Source organism: Blautia sp. St.27G3 (assembly GCF_059728505.1).
Window position 1 is genome coordinate 1,255,555 of the sequence record NZ_BAAGFO010000001.1, and the last position, 19,273, is coordinate 1,274,827.

General features: G+C 47.5%; 15 protein-coding genes. 2 read left to right on the forward strand and 13 right to left on the reverse strand.

Translation table 11 applies throughout. The features are described 5' to 3' along the window. Window positions 1–167: 167 nt before the first annotated feature. Window positions 168–890 (forward strand): LytR/AlgR family response regulator transcription factor, encoded by a 723-nt coding sequence (locus tag AC6I2O_RS05880; protein WP_497742081.1) that lies wholly within the window; start codon window positions 168–170, stop codon window positions 888–890. A 55-nt stretch (window positions 891–945) separates the two neighbouring features. After that, window positions 946–2,271, forward strand: a complete 1,326-nt coding sequence (locus AC6I2O_RS05885) for a sensor histidine kinase (protein WP_120390960.1) — start codon at window positions 946–948, stop codon at window positions 2,269–2,271. A gap of 115 nt (window positions 2,272–2,386) precedes the next feature. Here the strand turns inward: AC6I2O_RS05885 and AC6I2O_RS05890 are convergent, their stop codons facing one another. The 13 genes from AC6I2O_RS05890 to infC all read right to left on the reverse strand — a co-directional run bounded on the left by AC6I2O_RS05890 (window position 2,387) and on the right by infC (window position 18,920). Further along, complete coding sequence (locus AC6I2O_RS05890; RefSeq protein WP_120390961.1) at window positions 2,387–3,553, reverse strand: ABC transporter permease; 1,167 nt, start codon at window positions 3,551–3,553, stop codon at window positions 2,387–2,389. Next, window positions 3,550–4,338, reverse strand: coding sequence for an ABC transporter ATP-binding protein (locus tag AC6I2O_RS05895; protein WP_120390962.1), 789 nt, complete (start codon window positions 4,336–4,338; stop codon window positions 3,550–3,552). The genes AC6I2O_RS05890 and AC6I2O_RS05895 overlap by 4 nt, the downstream gene beginning before the upstream one ends. 1 nt (window position 4,339) lies before the next feature. Continuing rightward, window positions 4,340–5,860: an efflux RND transporter periplasmic adaptor subunit gene (locus tag AC6I2O_RS05900; RefSeq protein WP_120390963.1), complete on the reverse strand. Its 1,521-nt coding sequence runs from the start codon at window positions 5,858–5,860 to the stop codon at window positions 4,340–4,342. A gap of 96 nt (window positions 5,861–5,956) precedes the next feature. Next, window positions 5,957–8,941, reverse strand: a complete 2,985-nt coding sequence (locus tag AC6I2O_RS05905) for a glycoside hydrolase family 3 protein (protein WP_497742082.1) — start codon at window positions 8,939–8,941, stop codon at window positions 5,957–5,959. Window positions 8,942–9,159: 218 nt separating this feature from the next. After that, a complete protein-coding gene (locus AC6I2O_RS05910; RefSeq protein WP_497742084.1) occupies window positions 9,160–12,174 on the reverse strand; it encodes a glycoside hydrolase family 3 protein in 3,015 nt (1,004 codons plus the stop codon). Window positions 12,175–12,380: 206 nt separating this feature from the next. Beyond that, the gene (locus tag AC6I2O_RS05915; RefSeq protein WP_497742085.1) at window positions 12,381–13,952 is read right to left on the reverse strand and encodes a response regulator transcription factor; all 1,572 of its coding nucleotides are present in this window, start codon (window positions 13,950–13,952) and stop codon (window positions 12,381–12,383) included. Between the two features lie 23 nt (window positions 13,953–13,975). After that, on the reverse strand, window positions 13,976–15,499 hold the full coding sequence (locus AC6I2O_RS05920; protein ID WP_497742087.1) for a sensor histidine kinase: 1,524 nt from the start codon (window positions 15,497–15,499) through the stop codon (window positions 13,976–13,978). Next, the gene (locus tag AC6I2O_RS05925; protein ID WP_120390968.1) at window positions 15,496–16,470 is read right to left on the reverse strand and encodes a sugar ABC transporter substrate-binding protein; all 975 of its coding nucleotides are present in this window, start codon (window positions 16,468–16,470) and stop codon (window positions 15,496–15,498) included. The genes AC6I2O_RS05920 and AC6I2O_RS05925 overlap by 4 nt, the downstream gene beginning before the upstream one ends. A gap of 19 nt (window positions 16,471–16,489) precedes the next feature. Beyond that, window positions 16,490–16,936 (reverse strand): threonine/serine exporter family protein, encoded by a 447-nt coding sequence (locus tag AC6I2O_RS05930; protein WP_120390969.1) that lies wholly within the window; start codon window positions 16,934–16,936, stop codon window positions 16,490–16,492. Window position 16,937: 1 nt separating this feature from the next. Further along, entirely contained in the window at window positions 16,938–17,702 is a 765-nt protein-coding gene (locus tag AC6I2O_RS05935) for a threonine/serine exporter family protein (RefSeq protein WP_497742089.1), read from the reverse strand. Between the two features lie 110 nt (window positions 17,703–17,812). After that, on the reverse strand, window positions 17,813–18,169 hold the full coding sequence (rplT, locus tag AC6I2O_RS05940) for a 50S ribosomal protein L20 (RefSeq protein ID WP_120390971.1): 357 nt from the start codon (window positions 18,167–18,169) through the stop codon (window positions 17,813–17,815). A gap of 25 nt (window positions 18,170–18,194) precedes the next feature. Continuing rightward, window positions 18,195–18,392: a 50S ribosomal protein L35 gene (rpmI, locus tag AC6I2O_RS05945; protein WP_120390972.1), complete on the reverse strand. Its 198-nt coding sequence runs from the start codon at window positions 18,390–18,392 to the stop codon at window positions 18,195–18,197. 33 nt (window positions 18,393–18,425) lie between these two features. Beyond that, a complete protein-coding gene (gene infC / locus AC6I2O_RS05950; RefSeq protein WP_120390973.1) occupies window positions 18,426–18,920 on the reverse strand; it encodes a translation initiation factor IF-3 in 495 nt (164 codons plus the stop codon). Window positions 18,921–19,273 lie beyond the last annotated feature (353 nt).

Consider the following 19,273-nt stretch of genomic DNA (forward strand, 5'->3'; position numbering starts at 1 on the left):
CATTTCTTTGACAATTTTACAAAAATATATGACCCGTGTCAAGCAAATACACAAGGCGGAATTGTCACGAATGGCTCAAAATTGTCACGAATGGTATGCCTTTTTGTGTTTAAATTTACCAACATATGATATAATTACTATAAAATTTTATGAGGAGGCATTTACCTATGCATAAGTTTAGAGTTGCAATCTGTGATGATGAAATCCTGCTGCTGCCACAGCTTTCCTCCATGGTAAAATCATTTTTTCGCTCGCAGAATTTTGAGACTGAGCCAGACACCTTCGCCTCCGCACAGGAACTGCTCCACAGCCTGTATCACGTTGCTCCTCATGATATCTATTTTCTTGATATTGATATTCCGGAGCTGGATGGAATTTCCCTGGCTGAAAAAATTAAAGACTGCAACCCGGATGCCCATATTCTGTTTGTATCTGCCAGAGAGGAGCGTGTCTTTGATACCTTTCGGATTCACCCACTTGCCTTTGTACGAAAGTCAAATTTTTCAGAAGATATGAAAAAGGCCATGAAAACATTGATGGAGCATCTGGAAAAGCCTGCCGATCAGATGCTTAATTTTCAGGACGAACTTGGCCATATCCTCTCACTGAACCTTACCCGGCTGATGTACATAGAAGCAAATGAAAAATATCAGAATCTCGTCAGTACCGATGGCTCCAATCTCATCCGCTGTTCCATCAGTGATTTGGAAAAAGCTCTGGTGCCGCATCAATTTATCCGAATTCACCGTGGATATCTCGTAAATCCACAGTATATTTACCGTATCGACACCAGCAGCATCATCCTTGATGGTAGCCAAAAGCTTCCGCTTAGCCGTCACCGGAAAAAGGAAGTACAGAACCTATTTCTTGCTTACAACAAAACTTCCTGATTTCAGAAAGGCTCTGTAGCACTTCTATGCTGGTTTCAACGGAAAGGAGTATTTCATGTTTTATTTTAAAGGCAACTTTGCACTACCCGAAGTATTGATTCTGAATATACTCGGACAAATTCTTGATGCCTGCCTTTTTATTTATCTCGTAAATCACTTTTTCCCGGTTCGCAGACAAGACAACCCCTCCCGTTTCCAGGGACAGATTATGACTGTACTCATGGCTGCAATACTATTTGGGGTGGATTTGTTTTTCCATAATGCGTTTTATCCTTATTATATTGCAATTATTGTACTGCCGCTCCTGTACAGCATTGTGTTTTTCCGCGGTAAACTGGGTGATAAAATCACCATCTGTTTTCTCTTTACCACACTGATCCTGTGTCTGGAAAACATCAATATTCTTTTCACAAAAATGTGGGGTATCACTACGGCTAACAATTATTCTGTATATCTCTTTATGTTTTTCATGCAGCGAGTGATTGTGAAAATTGTTTTGTTTTTTATTAACAAAAAACTGATCCTCTGGCCAATCGAAACCAATATCCAGCTTCCTGCTTTGACCTGGCCCCTGTTTCTTGCCGTTTCTGCCGGCAATACCCTGATGCTTGTCATCTACCAACTGCCACTTAACATTGACGATCGTATTTCACAGACTGTTTCAACCCTTTTTCTCGGAACCCTGCCCTTTTTTCTGCTCATTATCGTAAAATATATTGCCACCGCTGCTGAAAAAAACAAAATCGTCAGCATGCAGATCTCACAGGCCAGGGTACAAAACCAATACCTTCTGCAGCAACAGGAAATGGTAGAATCTCTGCGCAAATTCCGTCATGATTATAAGGCCCATCTTTTCTGTATGGACACGTTGCTGGCTGCTGGAAAATACGAAGAACTGCATGAGTACCTTGTCTCGCTTCATCAGTATCAGTATGAGGGCATTCATCTGCGCAATTTTGTGGAGGATCCCAGCCTGAATATCATCTTAAACCAGAAGATTACGATAGCTGAAAAATATGGAATTCGTTTTGACACAGACATTGTATTACCCACAATAGGAAAAATCAGCATTAATGATCTGAACTCATTGCTCGTCAACCTCTGTGACAATGCCATCGAGGCCTGCGCCACCCTTCCTAACGCAAGAATTTCACTGGCCATCCACAAGATAAAGGCCTACCTGATTCTTGAGATCACAAATACCTGCAAAAGTAACGTCCAAAAAACAAACCCGAAATTCCTCACAAATAAGAGTAATCCCGAGTTTCATGGAATGGGTATTAAAATCATCAAGAGCATAACGGAAAAATATCACGGACAGTATGAAATATCGAGCAGTGAGAATTCTTTTACGACAAACCTCATGCTGCTGGATGAATAAATTGCCGAAAGGGACTGTTACAAAATGCAGCATTCCTAGAATATATGGTATGCATGCCACCTGCATCTGCGCCATATATTGTATGGATTCTCCATTTTAAAACAGTCCCTTTCTATTATTCATAGCGCAGTGCGTTGATTGGCTTCAGCTTTGCCGCCTTGTTTGCCGGGTAAATCCCAAAGACCAATCCGACCAGGATGGAAAATCCAAGTGCGATAGTCGCAACCTGCCCCGTAATACCGAAATGATAGTCTGGAAACATGGTATTAATCGTTGTCAGAATCCCCTGGCTGACTGCCATACCGATGAGTCCTCCTGTCAGTGAAATAATCACAGATTCAATCATAAACTGCACAACAATATCCATCTTGAGCGCTCCGATCGCTTTTCGGATACCAATCTCACGTGTACGCTCCGTCACGGACACCAGCATAATATTCATGATCCCTATCCCTCCAACCAAAAGGGAAATTCCGGCGATTGCTCCCAGCAGCAGTTCCATTGTCGCCATCACATCCTGAATCGTGTCCATAATATCTGTCATATTGACAATGCTGTAGTTGTCGTCACTCCCGTATTTATCCATCAACATGCGCTCCAGCGTGTACTCCGCTTCGTCGGTCTGCGCACCTTCTTCTGATGTCACATAAAAATTCGTAATACTCACAACAGAAAACAGCCGCTGTGCATTCGTAAACGGAACAAACACTGCCTTATTCGTGCTCCCAAACATTGTCTCCTGCGCTTCTTTAAGCACCCCTACAATCCTGTAATCCCGTCCGGAAAGACGAATTGTCTCATCCAGCACCTGCGTGTTACCGAACAATTCTTTTGCAACAGCCGGGCCAACAATGCAGACATTCAACCGGTACTCATTGTCAAGCGCCGTTATAACCCGCCCGCTTTCCAGATCAAGCCCCTGCACTGCATCATATGATCCCGTAATCCCGTTTACCGTTACATCCATTGATTTGCCTTCCGCCTTTGCAGTTCCGCCGCTGCTTAGGTTCGGTGAGACGAAGCGAATACCGTCCTTTCCAGCAAGTGCCTCCACCTCATTTAAAGATAACCGCTTTGAACGGTCGCTGATTGAAACAACAAGCTGATCTCCGCCCAGATCGTCGAGCGATTCCGTCACCGTATTCGTCACCCCCTGCACAAGCGAAATCAGCAGGGTGACAGCCATAACACCGATGATAATTCCAAGCATGGTAAGGAAAGAACGCATTTTATTGGAAAGCACGGCCGCAAAGGCCATCTTCCCGGCCTGTGAAAGTTTCATACGCGCCTGCCCCCTCTCCTGCTTTTTCTGCTGTCTGTTATCTCCCGGCTTTCTGAAGTATTTCTGCTATCTGATTCACGGTTTTCCGGTACCTTTACATTTTTGCCCTCCGGCACACCGCTGTCTGATACAATTCTTCCGTCAAGCAATCGGACGCGTCTTGGCGCCTGCGCCGCGATCTCATTGTCATGCGTAATCAGTACAAGCGTGTTTCCCTGTGCATGCAGTTCCTTTAACAATCCCATAATGTCCGCCGTGGATTTGGAGTCCAGATTTCCGGTCGGCTCATCCGCCAAAATCAGGGATGGCCGCGTAACAAGCGCTCTTGCCACGGCTACTCTCTGCTGCTGGCCGCCGGAGAGCTGATTCGGCCTGTGATGAACCCGGTGCTCCAAAGAAACAAGGCGGAGCGCCCGATGCACACGGTCTTCGCGTTCCCTGGCTGAAACTCCCTGGTAAATGAGCGGCAGTTCGACATTTTCATATGCAGTCAGTTTTGGCAGAAGATTGAACTGCTGAAAGATAAAACCAATCTTTCTGTTTCGTAAAATACTCTGCTCTTTTTCTGTAAGGTCAGAAGCCTCCTGTCCGTCGATCCGATAAGAACCCTCATCGGCTGTATCAAGGCATCCAATAATATTCATGAGCGTCGATTTTCCGCTGCCTGACGCCCCGATAATCGCCACAAATTCATGATCGCGTATCGTCAGACTCACCCCGTCGAGCGCGTGGACCTCCTCATCACCCAGCTGATAGACTTTCCTGATATCGCGCAGTTCGATCATATCAGTTGTCACCTCCCTGAATGTGCGAACGGCTCTGCTGCATCATATCCATCATCACTTCAAAATCAGATTTTCCCTGGACAACGACCTGATCCCCTTCCTGAAGCCCCTCTGCCACCTCAGCCTGCGTATGATTTACGAGCCCAAGCGTAACCGGCACTATTTCCTGGGATTCTCCCCGCAGCACTGTCACACATTTCTGCCCGTTCACTGTCTGTACCGCATCTATCGGTATGAGAAGCACGTCAGCCTTTTCATCCGTCACAATCGTAACCGTTGCGCTCATTGCCGTTTTTACCTTGTCAATCCCCGGAACGGAGACAGTAACCGTATACTTTGTTACACCGTTTACATTCTGGCCAAGTGCAGAAATTTTCTCCACCCTTCCTTCGTACTCTTCTGTATCAAACGCATCAAATACAATCGTCGCATTCTGTCCTTCCTCCACCCCGGCAATGTCCAGCTCGTCAATCTCTGCCTTCAGCCAGAAACTATCTGTCAGAATGAGCTGATACATCGGGGCATCCTGTGCAGCCACCGTACAATCCGCAAGGGAAAGCCCGGAAAGAATCCCTTTCTTCTCAGCTTTCAGCCGCGGTTCGCGCTCTAATGCACGTAATTCCCGCAGCTTTTCCATCACCTCAGAACGCTTTTCAAGCATGGTCAGATACGCGCCATGATACTGGACATTCGTTCTTGTCAGCAGCGTCATCCCTGCGTTCACGTATTCTCCTTCATCCACATGAATTTCATCTGCAATGCCATACGCACATTCCACCAGATACGCATGGTTCGGCTGCAATGTTCCTGTCCCAAGCGTCCTTCCATTCTCATCCGTAACCACTGCTTCCAGATCTGCGTCATAGTTCTCACCGTCTTCCAGCGTAATCGTATAAATACCATCTTCCTCGCTTATCACGGTCCCTTCTTCTTCATAGTCAAGAAAAGAAACGTTCACCGTTGCTCCGGTCTTCAAATCGTCCGTTGCGGAAATCTCCACCTTCATCTTTCCATCCGCAGAGAGCTCCATGACGCCGCCATGAGCAGCCACGACATCCGTAAGTACATCCCCCTGCTCCGCATAAATCCGCTTTACGCGTCCGGAAACAGGCGCGGAAAGTGCGGAAGAGCCCGATCTGTCCATATTTGAAATCGTACTGTTCATCTCAGAAAGGCTCGACTCCAGGATTTCAATCTGTTCCCTGACGGATTCCCGGTCAACGGCCGCAATTACATCCCCGGCCTCAACCACATCTCCGTTTTCCACTTTTACTTCCTCAATTTTCAGCGTATACGGTGCTGTTACTGTCACCGTCTCTGCCGCCTCAATCTGTCCGTTTCCCTCTGTCATAATCCGGATTGTGCCCCGCGTTACTTCTTCCACCTTTGCATTTGCAGCCAGCGGTTCTTCCTTTTTTTCATCCTTCTGATACCAGTAGTACACTCCTGCTGCCGCAGCCGCAATAATCAGCAAAAACAGGAATTTTTTTAACCAGCCTCTTTTCCGTTTTTTCTTTTTCATCCTCGCATGCCTCCTCTGTGCAGAATTTAGGGACTGTTCTTTACATCTGAATATCAGTATACTAAATAAAATCTAAAATGAGTATTAAATTTTGTCTTATTGTCTGATCTGCTCAGTTTCGGAATCAAGCAGCTTTGCAAACTGGTTCGACTTCATCACCACCCGCAAAATATTCATTACCGATTTCTGCAAATCACCGAGCGTAATATTGTTCTTCTGGTACGTACCACGGTAAACGATGGTTGTTGTTCCATCCCCGTTATCCTGCGCTAGAGCGCTTCCGCCCAGATCTGCAAGCAGCTCTGAAACCTTCTTTGTAACCACCTCTCCGTTTTCATTCACCACATCCCTCTGTGCACTTTCATAAACGGCAGTCTTCACGGTTTTTGTAATGGTCTCATCCCCTGACGCATCCGGCGTGAATTCCCCCCACGCAGTATGCATCCGGTATCCGGCCAGCCAATACCAGCCCTGCTCGATTGTCACCTCCGGGTATGTTCCATCCGTACCAAACACCGGCTCTTCGTCCGAAAAGCCCCGCACGGTAATATCCTCCACCGAATTTCCTGGCATAATCAGATCGTTTCCGGCATGCAGGGAGACTGACGGCGTCGACTGTCCGCCGCCCCAGTCTGTCATGACAAGCCCTTCAAAGCCCCATTCTCCCCGAAGAATATTCGTCAGGAGATCATAATCGTCTCCTGCCGGAACGCCGTTATTCTGATTGTAGGAAGACATCACTCCCATGGGCTGCGACATTTTCACGGCAATTTCAAACCCTTTCAGATAGATTTCCCGAAGCGTGCGTTCATCAACATTATTGTTCACCGCCGTGCGGTTTACCTCCTGATTGTTTACCGCAAAATGCTTGATGCAGGCCCCGATTCCAGGCACGGACTGCAATCCCTGCGTTTCTGCGCCGCCCATCGTGCCGGACAGATACGGATCTTCTGAGTAATATTCAAAGTTTCGCCCGCACAGGGCATTGCGATGAATGTTCATGCCCGGAGCCAGAAGCATCGTAACTCCATACTCGGAAAGCTCCTCTCCCATAGCGGCTCCCACCTGCTCCATCAGATCTGTATCCCACGTAGACGCCAGCAGCGTGCCGATCGGCCACGCCGTACAGAACTGATAATATTCCCGGCCATCCTCCGCTTCATAATCCCTCGTAAGCCGTAGCCCTGCCGGACCGTCCGCCAGAATAATATTCGGTATCTTTTTGGACTCAATATAGATACCTGCTGTCTCACCTGCGGCCCCCTGCACTGAATTTTCCTGTGCCTTTGCAATCGTTTCAACGCTTACCTCTGCCACATTAGCTGACTGTGCCCCCGCAGACTGTCCGGAAGCATTCGGCAGCTTACTCCCGCCGATCACGAGATCTGCCATCTCACTTACGGTCAGGCCTGACACAAATTCCTCCAATGTAACGGTCCCGTTATATACATCAATCAGTGTCGATTCACTGAAATCTCCTTCCAGCTGCACAATCTCTTCTTCATATATACCATGATAAGGATTCTCCGGCACATATGGAAGATTCTCCGCCAGATACTGTGTCTGTGTGGTATCAGACACATATGCAGTCACCTTCTCCGCTTCATAAGACGACGCATGGTTTACGGTCTCTATCACTCCCGCATCCAGCTCAAGCTGCAAAGCCTCCGCAATCTCCTGTGCCTCCGCTTCGTAAGTATATGAGTCTATACCCTTTCGCGAGAGCATATTGATTTCCTGTACCGGCTCCATCTGATTGCTGAGCTGCTCTGTTACCACAGTCTCATCCAGATGAAGCACGGCCGCAATCTCTGTATTTCTGGAGCTGTTGCCGACGCGCAGAACATAGTCCCCCTCCTCCAGAAGATATGCTGCCTGCTCTGTGCTGTAGGAGGCCATGTCCGCAGTCGAAAAACACAGCGTCACGCTCTGGCTTTCTCCCGGCTCCAGTGTTTTTGTCTTTGTATAAGCCGCCAATTCCTGATACGGCTTCTCCAGAACCCCGTCCGGAGCAGAAAAATACACCTCCACAACCTCTTTACCTGCGTAAGTGTCTCCTGTATTTGTCACCAGGGCCGTCACTGTAATCTCCTTCGGACCGGCAGTCACCGTCTCCACCTCAATCGAAAAGTCCGTATAAGAAAGCCCGTATCCAAACGGATAGGACGGCGTAATTCCAAAGGTATCAAAATACCGGTACCCGACATAAATTCCTTCCGTATAATCCTCCTGGTCCACTTCCTTGTCATTCGCACCAAAACTCTGTGCGGACGGATAATCCATATAATCCTGTGGCCATGTATCAGTCAGCTTGCCGGAAGGACATTCTTCCCCTGCCAGCACCTTCACTACAGCATTTCCGCCCTCCATACCTGCCTGGCTCATCAGCAGCATCGCATCCAGGCCTTCAATCTCATCAAAGAATTGTGTATCAATCACACCGCCAACATTCAGCAGAACAATCGTTTTTTCAAAAGAAGAAGCCAGCTTTTGCAGGTTTCTTTCTTCTGCACTTGTGAGATAATAATCGCCCGTCTCACCGACCCGGTCCGCCCCTTCTCCGGAATTTCTTGTAATCACATAAATCGCAGTCTTTGTTTCGCCATCCCTACGCGCCTCTTCCACTTCCTCATCCGTCAGTTCCGGTTCTTCCACATAAAATGGCATACCAAAGCCGCCGTCAAACTCTGCTTTTTTTCGCTCGCACATTTCTTCATAACCGTTCAACCAGTCTGAAGTTGTAATCTCAAAACGCGAATTTTTAAAACCTTCCCAGATGGAAACCGCGTATCTCTGATTTACGTCACCTGACCCGGTACCGCCCTTCGCCGTACGGACAGCGCCACCTCCAAAGAGCGCAAGACTCCCTTCGGACACAAGTGGCAATGCCCCGTCCTCATTTTCCAGAAGTACCATGCCCTGCATCGCTGCTTCCATAGACAAGGCTGCATTTCTCTTTTCCCGCTCTGACATTTCCTCAGTGGTAGATGCCCCCTGTACGGCTATCCCCGAATTTCCGGCCAGACACACTGCCGTCATAAACGCCAGAAAACGTTTTCCTGTTCCCGCATATCGTCTCATCCGCTCTTTCCTCCCTGTTATTTTTTTCCAGTATAGCATACTTTTTGACAGGCCTGTCAAAGAATAAAAGAAAACACATCTTTTGTATTTATATATGGATACATTGCAAAGCAGTCCCGGTAAAAATACCGGGACCGCAATCCTTTTGTCTGTATTTCACTGCTTCAAGCCAGTAAAATACATTACTGTTTTATATTTTTCTGATACGTGTTTTTTGACTACTGTTTTTCGATCGTCAGATAAGTTTCCAGTTTGTCTGCACGCGCCTCTGTATAAGAAACTGCTTCCACATCGTCAAACAGTGCTGCGAACTGATTGGATGCCATAACAACCTTCAAGATGTTTGCAGTTGACTTCTGAAGATCGCCAAGTGAGATATTGTTATCCTTATAGTCGCCCTTGTAAACGATCGTCGTATTGTCGCCGTCTGTCGTAACGGTTACTGCATCGCCAAGCGCTGCGATCAGCTCGGATACTGCTACCTCTGCTTCCTGGCCGTCTACGATTGCCGGACGAACTGCCGCTTCATAATCAGCGGTTGCAACTGTCTTTTCAATCGTCACGCTGCCGTTTGCATCAAGCACAAACTCGCCCCATGCAGTTTTCGCACTCGGTCCGAACCATCCCTGGCCTACCGTTACCTGCGGATAAATATCATCTTCGCCAAATACCGGCTCTTCATCCGTAAATGCACGGATTGTGATATCCTCAACAGAGCTTCCCGGCATGATCAGGTCATTTCCTGCATGCATGGAGATCGAAGGTGTGGACTGTCCGCCGCCCCAGTCTGTCATGATCAGACCGTCGAAGCCCCACTCGCCGCGGGTTACATCGGTCAGAAGATCATAATCATCTGCATCCGGAATACTGTTATTTACATTATAGGAGGACATAATGGACATCGGAGCTGCGCCCTTAACCACCATCTCAAACTGTTTCAGATAAATTTCACGGGAAGCACGCTCACTGATTGTGTTGTTTACTGCATTACGGTTGTCTTCCTGGCTGTTGCCGTAGAAGTGCTTGATGGTAACGCCGATACCCGGATGGGACTGAACGCCCTGCGTCTCGCTGATTCCCATCATACCTGACAGATACGGATCTTCTGAATAGTATTCAAAGTTACGTCCGCACAGCGCATTCTTCTGAATATTCATACCAGGCGCCAGCCACAGTGTCACACCGTACTCCAGAAGCTCCTCGCCTACTGCCTTTCCAAGCGTTTCCATTGCTTCCACATCCCAGCTCTGTGTCATAACCGTACCGGACGGGAATGCGGTACAGAACTGATAGTATGTGCCGTCTTCGCGTTCTTCTTCCTGCGTAATACGAAGGCCTGCCGGGCCGTCAGCCAGAACGATATTCGGAATCTTCTTGGATTCGATATAGATACCTGCTGTCTCGCCTGCCGCACCGGACACTGCGTTTGCCTGCGCGCCGATCATTGTTCCGTCAGAAATGTCTGATGCATTTTCGGAAGCAGCGCCTGCGGACTGTCCGTTTGCACTCGGCAGCTTGTTTCCGCCGATCACGATATCTGCCATCTGGCTTACCGTCAGACCGGATACAAACTCTTCCATGGTGATCGTTCCATCGTAGACATCTTTCAGCGTACTCTGGCCGAAATCTCCTGCCAGTTTTTCCACGATCTCGGAATAATCCGGATGGTCATGGTACTTGCCGGTCAATGTATAGCCGAGATTCTCATTCAGATACTCTGTTTCAGTCGTATCGGAAACGTAAGCTGTCACATTCTCATTATCATAAGGAGAAGCATTGTCCACTGTCTCGATATCTGCCGCTGCCAGAGCGATTCTCTCTGCCGCTGCGATCTCGTCCGCTTCACCTTCATAGGAATAAGGTGTAACGCCCTCTTTGCTCAGCTCCTCGATCTCCTCGTCCGGATGAAGCTGATTGGAAAGCTGCTCTGTCACGGCTGTCTCGTCCAGGGTAATCACAGCGCCTACCTGCGTATTTCTTGAGCTGTCACCCACACGTACTACGTAATCGCCCGCTTCCAGAATATAAGCAGCGCGTTCTGTCGAATAGGAGGACATCTCTGTTGTCTTATAGGAAATCTTCAGCGTCTGGCTCTCGCCCGGCGCCAGCTCGTCAGTCTTTCCGAATGCTGCCAGCTCCTGATACGGTTTCTCAAGCTCGCCGTCCGGTGCGGAGAAGTATATCTGAACTACTTCTTTTCCGGAATACGTATCGCCTGTATTAGTCACAGTTACCGTCACAGTTACCTGATCCGCATCTGCCTCAACACTGTCTACCTTCACGTCAAAGTCTGTGTAGGAAAGTCCGTATCCAAACTCATAAGCCGGTGTCACATTGAAAGTGTCAAAGTAACGGTAGCCTACGTAAATTCCATCAAAGTAATCTTCCTGATCAATGTCTCCATCGTTTGCGCCCCAGTACTTGGCGTCTGCAACGTCAGAGTAGTTTACCGGCCATGTTGCTGTCAGCTTACCGGACGGAGTCACCTCACCGTTTAATACCTTCACCAGAGCGTCACCGCCGCGCTGTCCGGCCTGTCCCATCACAACAACGGAATCAATGCCTTCGATTTCACCCACGAATTTCGTATCAACGGCTCCGCCTGCATTAATAACAACCACTACTTTATCAAAGTTGGCTGCAATCTTCTCCAGATTTGCTTTCTCCAGATCCGTCAGCTCATAATCGCCCGGCGTAACCGTACGGTCAGCACCTTCTCCTGCGATTCTTCCCAGTACATACACTGCTGTATCCGTGCCGTCTGCTTTTGATTCCTCAAGCATCTCGTCGGTTACTTCGATCTCTTCCGCACGCGGTGCAGACCACCAGCTGTTTCCGGAAGCCTCCTCTGCTGCCTTCTGAGCCTCCTCATAAGCTGCAATATAAGAACCTGTTGTTACCTTATATCCTGCATTTTCAAAACCTTCTGCCACAGAAACGGTCTCTCTTTGATTCACATCACCGGAACCTGTACCGCCCTTTACTGTCCTCTGCGCGCCTGTACCAAACACTGCCACGCTGCCCTGTGCTGCCATCGGAAGCACATTGTTCTTGTTCTGCAAAAGCACCATACCCTGTGTTGCCAGATTCATAGACACATCTGAATTCCTGGCTTCACGCTCTGTTACCTCATTGGAGGTCACTGCGCCGTTTGCTCCGGCTGTCATACAGCTGCCAAGTACCATTGCTGCTGCCATTGCTGCTGAAACCAGTCTTTTTCTGTTTCTGTTCATACTGTTCTCCTTTCTTGGGAAACCGCGTTCCTGCTGTTGAAAGTATTCTAGCACAGAAAAATTTTGACCTCTATTCTGCATTTCTGGCAAAACCATGGTCTTTTATGCCATCGGCGCTGCATTTTTTTGCCATTATGTCTAAAATTGCCCTGGCCGTACAGCCAGGGCAATTTGCCACAGAATTCTCCTTTAAAGACCCCTTCCGGTCAACTCAAATACTCCCGGATTTCTCCGATATTTCTTCCAGTGTATTTTTTAAACACTTTATAAAAATATGTAATATTTCCATAGCCAGACTGTTCGGCAATCTCCCTGACCGTATAGTTCCCCTTCCACAAAAGTCCCAGCGCTTTCTTCATCCGGATATCGGTCAGAATTTCCACAAAAGTCTGACTCAGCTCCTGCTTCAGAAGACGGCTCAGATAAAACGTGCTGATCCCCGCAGCCTCGGCTGTTTCCTCCATAGAAACATCTTCCCGGTAATGGCGTTCCATATGGAGAATCGCACGCTCAATATATTCCCGGCTCTTTCCTTCTGTTGCTCCGCGCTCTGAAAGCCGCTCCAGCACTTCCATCACCCATTCCTGCATGCTGTCTTTATCCGCACAGCCACAAAGCGCAGGAAAATCCAGTTTGCCTTTTCTGGAATACCGTCTCAGATATCCCTGGCTTTCCTCCATATAATCACAGATCGGCTGCATAAACCCAAGAATGCGCAGCTGCCAGAGATTGGCGTTTTCTTCCGTGATAACGGCCTCTGAAAAAAGCGCTCTGATCTCCTCCTTGCACCGCTCAATTCCTCCCTTTTTCAGGCTTTTCAGATATTGCTGTCCGAGCTCTCTTGCCGACGTACCCGTTTCCTGTCTTTTTTCACTGTCTTTATAGAAAAAAACGCCTGCCTTCGTACTGCTCCTTGCCGCAATCCGGCATTCTGCAAGCCCTGTACCCATCTCTTCATAATCATATTTCCACGTGCTGACACCAAGAACCATCTCGTGTCCTTCCTGCTTCTTCACCAGAGACAGCAAAATTGCCGCAATATCGGACAGCCATTTTACAAGGTTCTGCTCTGCCACAAATTCCTCCGGAAAAATCAAAAAATAGAGTTCTTCTTTGTACAGCTTTCCCACACAGCAGCAGTACTTTCCGATCTCTTCCTCCAACAGTTTCATCAGCGCACTGTAGTCGATCGGATTTCTCCATAGATCTGCGTCGCTTAAAAGCCGCACTGCCATCAGTACACCGCCGCGAAAGCTTCTGTGAAGAGACTGCTGATAAATCTGAAAGCTCTTTTCATCCGGTTCCCCCAGCAACAATGAGGACAGAAATTCCCTTCCTACAACAGAATTGATCTCGTCCAGATACCGCTCCTTGCTTTCCTGCTCATACACCAGTTTTTGTTCTCCCTGAAGAGCAGCAAGCACCTTTCCCAGGGTCTCCACAAAGCTCTCTTTTTCAAGCGGCTTCACAATGTAGTCTGATACATTCAGTTTCATTGCCTTCTTTGCATACTCGAACTCACTGTATGCGGAACTGATAATGATTTTCAGTCGCGAATTGCGCGTTCGGATCAGTTCGAGCGCATCCAGCCCGTTCATTTTCGGCATATTAATGTCCACAATCGCAATATCCGGCTCAAATTCCTGAACCGCAGCAATCAGATCCGCACCGTTGTATACGCTTGGCAACACTTCCAGCTCCGGAAATTCTCTCTGAATCATTAACTCAAGCGCTCTGCACTCAATTGCCTCGTCATCTGCAATGATTATCCGATACATAAATCCTCCTTCTTTGCAGCTATCTACTTCAGACGCTCTATAACCGTCAAAACCTCCTGGCAGGGAACTGTAATTTCAATCCTGGTTCCCTCCCCTTCTACGCTGAAAATATCCATGGTTGCGCGCCGGTTAAAAAATATCATGAGCCGTAAATACACATTACTCAGTCCGATTTTCTGCCCAATCTTGTCATTTTCCTGCATCTCCCGCCGCACCCGTTCCAGTGTTTCCTGCGACATGCCTTCTCCGTTATCTGCAATCACAATCCGTCCACTCTGACGCTCGCTGTCATATCTGGTACAGATAGTAATTTTCGCATCTTCTCCCTTTATTCCCACACCATGCGTAATGCAGTTTTCCACAAGCGGCTGTAAAAGCAGGCTCGGTACATGAATCTGATGGAAGGACTCATCCAGATCAAAAGAAAAGCTGATGCGTTCCCCGAATCGCTGTTCTTGCAGCTCAACATAATTCCCCAGTATCTCGATTTCCTTAGCCAGCGTTACTTCCCGTCCGGAATGATCCAGACTGTAGCGCAAAAGCCGCGCAGTCTTGCCAAGCAGTCCAGCGGTCTGCTCCGCGCTTTCCAGATACGCGGTCTGAGAAATCATATTCAGCGTATTAAACAGAAAATGCGGGTTGATCTGCATCTGCAAGGCCTTGAGCTCACTGGCTTTTAAAAGATTACTGATGCGCAGGTTCTCAAGTTCCTGATTCTTCAGCCGTTCCATTGTACTGGCGTTTTGCCTGATTTCCATAACCTGACGCTGAATCCGGCGAATCATTGAATTATAGACCTGATGAAGCCTTCCCATTTCCTCATCCATATCCGTATACTGCATGGTTGTTCGAATCTGTTCCAGATTTTCTCCATCAAACCGGCTTGCACTCTCTGTCAGCTCCTGCACTGGGTGAATCACTCGCCGCATGATATTGCGAATATTAAAAAATTCATATATTACCGTGCATAAAATGACCAGAATCAAATCCGCAAAATAAATGCCGTTCCTCCACTCGATTTTCTTCTCCTGCTTCCCAGCTGCATCCAGCAGCCTGGAATACAAGCTCTGAAACTCGGAATTGATCGCCTCATAAACCTCCTGCGTCTGCGCATAATAACGGTTGATCGTCCGTTTACTTCCGATTGTCATCGCATCACACAGATAACTGTGGTCATAAATCCGCTGAATACGCTCCGTATAGCTGTAAAACATCTCCTCCATATCGCGGATATCCCGGTAAAAAGCCATATCCACCTGCATATCCGCCATTTCCTTTAAAATCCGGCGTCCTTCCATGCACCCCTGCTCTATCTCTCTGTACAGTGTCTCGTCACCCTCCAGCGTATATTCATACACGCTGTCATTAATGGCAGCCAGTCCGTCAAAAAATGTATTCAGGTTCAACAGCTGATTCATACTGTCCTTATGACTCTGATCCATAATTCGGTAGACAGAAACACAGAGAGCGATCAGCACAAGCGCCACAACGGAAATGCCGAGCATAAACTGCATCATACGGGATTTAAATGTCCTGTTTTTCCTCATTCTGATTTCCACGCCTCCCCATCCAGGCCTGCTGCTCTCCAGCTTTCATAATCAAAGCCTTTCTTTACACTGGTGATTCCTGTATACACAAGATCCGGTGCGTTTACGCCATTGTTGATGTATTCTTTCAGACAAACCACAGCCTCCTCTATCTGCTCATAAATATTCTGCACGACCGCGGAATAATAGCGGCCTTCCTGAATGTACTCCCAGATATGATCAGACAGATCAGAACAGACCACCTTCACCTGTTCCGGCCCACAACGCAATTCCTGCAAAATTTCTCCTGCCATGTCCGAGGAAACACTTTCCGTACAGTAAATCGCGTCCAACTCCGGGTGTTCCTGCAACATGTTCCCGATCAGACGGCGGATTTTTGTTCGGTCCTCCTCACATTCCAATACCTCCAGAATCTTCATATTCTCCTGCTCTTTCAGAACACGCTCGAACCCCGCTACGCGGTCCGCCTGACTTGTGTTGTCTAGCCTGGAGACGATAATTCCGACGTTGGCCTGTCCATCTGTGGCCTCGACCATATCGCGGGCGGCCAGTTGTCCAGCCCTGCAATTATCCGCCCCCACATATCCGCTGCGGTTCGTATCGCGCAGATCCGAATCCACCAGCACCACCGGTATGCCCTCCTTTTCCGCCTCGTTCACCAAATCTGCAAGCTCCCTGGAGTTCCCGGTTCCAACTGTAATAATTCCGTCCACATTTGCCAGAACCGCTTTCCGGAGCGCTTCGATCTGTTCATCATCACTCGTGCTCCCAAAACTCACACATTTGATATTCGCCCGCTCCAGCTCAAACATATCCGGCATTTCATAATTCTGTTCTTTCCACACCTGCGGATAAATGAGCATAAACCGATAATTCAGTTCATAGGCTACCTGCTTTTCCGCAAAAAACGAATACATAACCCCGAAAAGTACCAAACAGTTCAAACCCACCAAACATAAATACCTTTTCATCCACTTCCTCTTTTCCCGCTTATCTCCTTGCCACAATTTTCGGCCGTTTCCGGAACCACCGGTTTGGCAGAGAAAACACAGCAATAATCCCAAATACAATGGCGCCGATCGCTTTGAGCACAGCAAGTCCCTGGCTGACTCCTGACGCCGTATCGCCGATCATCAGATTATAAATCATATCGTATAGGCCGATTCCCGGCACAATCGGAAAAATCCCTGGTATCATAATCACATTGGTCGGAACTTTACGCACTACTGCCAAGATCCTTGCCAACAGCACGATCACTACAGTTGCCATAAAAGACGCAACGGCGGCAGAGCTGTTTGCCAGAGTCACAGCATATACCACCCAGCCGATTCCACCCACCAGGCCGCAGACCAAAAACTGACTTGACGGTACCACAAACAGGATGCCAAATGCGATTGTCCCCACAAACGCCGCGGCTGTTTCCAGAAGCAAACCCATCTCAGACACCTCCCATACCAAACAGTCGGAATGCAATACACACCCCCGCCGCAATACAGATAAAAATCAGCATTGCATCCAGGAGCCGTATACTTCCTGAAATGTAATCACTGTCCGCAATATCACGAATTCCGTTCACAAATGCAACACCCGGAATCATTGGTATAATTGAACCCATAATTGTCTGTTCCAAATGATTGACAAGTCCCAGACGCAGCAGAAAAATACAGCCCGATGTCGCCAAAATACCACCCAGGGTGTGAAGAACCACTTTCGGAAGTCTGTATCTTTCAACTGCCGTAAAGAAAAACCACAGAATCAGTCCCATCAAAAGCGCTCCAAAGCAATCCTTTGCGTCCCCTCCGAACAGATAGCAGAAAGAGCCCGCCCCCACTCCGGAAGCCGCAATATACTGCCATATATTTTTCTTCTTTCCACCGCGCACACATTCAAAACGTGCAAGCGCCTGATCAAGTGACAAATCCATCTGTTCAATATCTCTGGAAAGGCTGTTCAGTTCACACAGTTTACTCATATCCACACTGATCTGTGGAATATGCTGGAAGCTGACATTCTTTGCCTCCTCACCCTTTTCCAGATTGACAAACACACCATTAGAAATAATAAAAATCTGACGTCCTGTCACACCATAATGCAGCGCAATCCGGTTCATTGTATCCTCAACCCGCGATATTTCTGCCCCGCATCGGATCAACTCCTCTCCCACACCGGCCGTCAGCTTCAAAATCTTTTTCAAGTCTCCCACAATACACCTCTTGTTTACCATAATCCGACAGAAACCAGAAAAGCACTGCAGTCCTCCGCGGAATACAGTGCTTTTTTATCATTCTTCTTTATTTATTCGAACCCTGCCGCTTAAGCCAGTTTTGTCTTTGCGAGCTCTGCCAGTGTTGCAAAGCCTTCTGCATCATTTACTGCCATGTCAGCTAGAACTTTTCTGTTCAGCTCAACACCTGCCAGCTTCAGACCATACATAAACTTGCTGTAGGAAAGTCCATTCAGACGTGCGCCTGCATTGATACGTGCAATCCAGAGCTGTCTGTACTGACGCTTTCTCTGCTTACGTCCTGCATATGCGCTTGTCAGAGCGCGCATTACGGACTGTTTTGCGATTCTATACTGTTTGGAACGGGCTCCTCTGTAACCCTTTGCCAACTTTAATACTCTGTTATGTCTTTTCTTAGCGTTCAAACCGCCTTTGATTCTTGCCATGTCTTATTTCCTCCTTCGCCTCATCTTATAAATACGGTAAAATCTTCTTCATGTTCTGAGCATTCGTAGCGTCTGTAATCGTCGCCTGTCTCAGATTCCTCTTTCTCTTTGTAGACTTCTTGGTTAAGATATGGCTCTTATAAGCTTTGCTTCTTTTCAATAAACCTGTACCTGTTTTTTTGAAACGTTTTGCAGCTGCTCTGCTGGTTTTCATTTTTGGCATCTTATAGTTCCTCCTTGTATTAAAATATCTGAATTAACGTTTTTCCGACAGGAAAATAGTAAGACTCCTGCCCTCCTGCTTGATCGGTTTGTCAACGACTGCAACGTCCTCAAGCTCTTTTGCGAAATCTTCAAGAATATAACGGTGGGCATTCATATGCGCCATCTCACGTCCACGGAAACGAAGCGTAACCTTTACCTTATTTCCCTTGGTGACGAACTTTCTGGCATTATTTACCTTGGTATTTAAATCATTTACATCGATGTTCGGCGATAATCGAACCTCTTTGACTTCGATCGTTTTCTGTTTTTTTCTGGCCTCTTTTTCTTTTCTGGCCAGCTCATAACGATATTTTCCGTAATCAATAATCTTGCAGACCGGCGGCTTTGCGGTCGGAGCAATCTTTACTAGGTCAAGTTCTGCTTCCTTTGCCAGCTTCATCGCATCTTTTGCAGACATGATTCCAAGCTGTTCGCCGTTCTCTCCGATAAGACGGACTTCACGGTCCCTGATTTGTTCGTTGATCATTAATTCGCTAATGGTACGCACCTCCACACATCGATATAAAAAGAGTGGATAACATCGTTATCCACTCATAATCCTCACATACAAAACACAGATACCTTCTGTGTGCTGCTTTGCTCCCGATATGAACCGACGGTCACCTCTGTGCCGCGGTGAGAGTGGATACTCTGCTTTCCTGTTAATTACAACCTTTTATACTTTACCACAGACTTACTGGAATGTCAAACCATTTTTTACCCATGAATAGAATTCATGAATAGAATTCATGAATAGAATTAATATTTTGAAGTATTTAACGGAAATACTCCCCGAAAAAGATCGTCTTAAACTTGTAAGAAATGAAGCGGAAAAATACG

Bases quoted from the DNA above. Each gene is read 5' to 3' on its own strand.
- AC6I2O_RS05895 (WP_120390962.1), bottom strand. From the start codon at position 4,338: ATGATCGAACTGCGCGATATCAGGAAAGTCTATCAGCTGGGTGATGAG.
- AC6I2O_RS05900 (WP_120390963.1), bottom strand. From the start codon at position 5,860: ATGAAAAAGAAAAAACGGAAAAGAGGCTGGTTAAAAAAATTCCTGTTT.
- AC6I2O_RS05915 (WP_497742085.1), bottom strand. From the start codon at position 13,952: ATGTATCGGATAATCATTGCAGATGACGAGGCAATTGAGTGCAGAGCG.
- AC6I2O_RS05880 (WP_497742081.1), top strand. From the start codon at position 168: ATGCATAAGTTTAGAGTTGCAATCTGTGATGATGAAATCCTGCTGCTG.
- rplT (WP_120390971.1), bottom strand. From the start codon at position 18,169: ATGGCAAGAATCAAAGGCGGTTTGAACGCTAAGAAAAGACATAACAGA.
- AC6I2O_RS05905 (WP_497742082.1), bottom strand. From the start codon at position 8,941: ATGAGACGATATGCGGGAACAGGAAAACGTTTTCTGGCGTTTATGACG.
- AC6I2O_RS05920 (WP_497742087.1), bottom strand. From the start codon at position 15,499: ATGAGGAAAAACAGGACATTTAAATCCCGTATGATGCAGTTTATGCTC.
- AC6I2O_RS05885 (WP_120390960.1), top strand. From the start codon at position 946: ATGTTTTATTTTAAAGGCAACTTTGCACTACCCGAAGTATTGATTCTG.
- infC (WP_120390973.1), bottom strand. From the start codon at position 18,920: ATGATCAACGAACAAATCAGGGACCGTGAAGTCCGTCTTATCGGAGAG.
- AC6I2O_RS05930 (WP_120390969.1), bottom strand. From the start codon at position 16,936: ATGGGTTTGCTTCTGGAAACAGCCGCGGCGTTTGTGGGGACAATCGCA.
- AC6I2O_RS05910 (WP_497742084.1), bottom strand. From the start codon at position 12,174: ATGAACAGAAACAGAAAAAGACTGGTTTCAGCAGCAATGGCAGCAGCA.
- AC6I2O_RS05925 (WP_120390968.1), bottom strand. From the start codon at position 16,470: ATGAAAAGGTATTTATGTTTGGTGGGTTTGAACTGTTTGGTACTTTTC.
- AC6I2O_RS05890 (WP_120390961.1), bottom strand. From the start codon at position 3,553: ATGAAACTTTCACAGGCCGGGAAGATGGCCTTTGCGGCCGTGCTTTCC.
- rpmI (WP_120390972.1), bottom strand. From the start codon at position 18,392: ATGCCAAAAATGAAAACCAGCAGAGCAGCTGCAAAACGTTTCAAAAAA.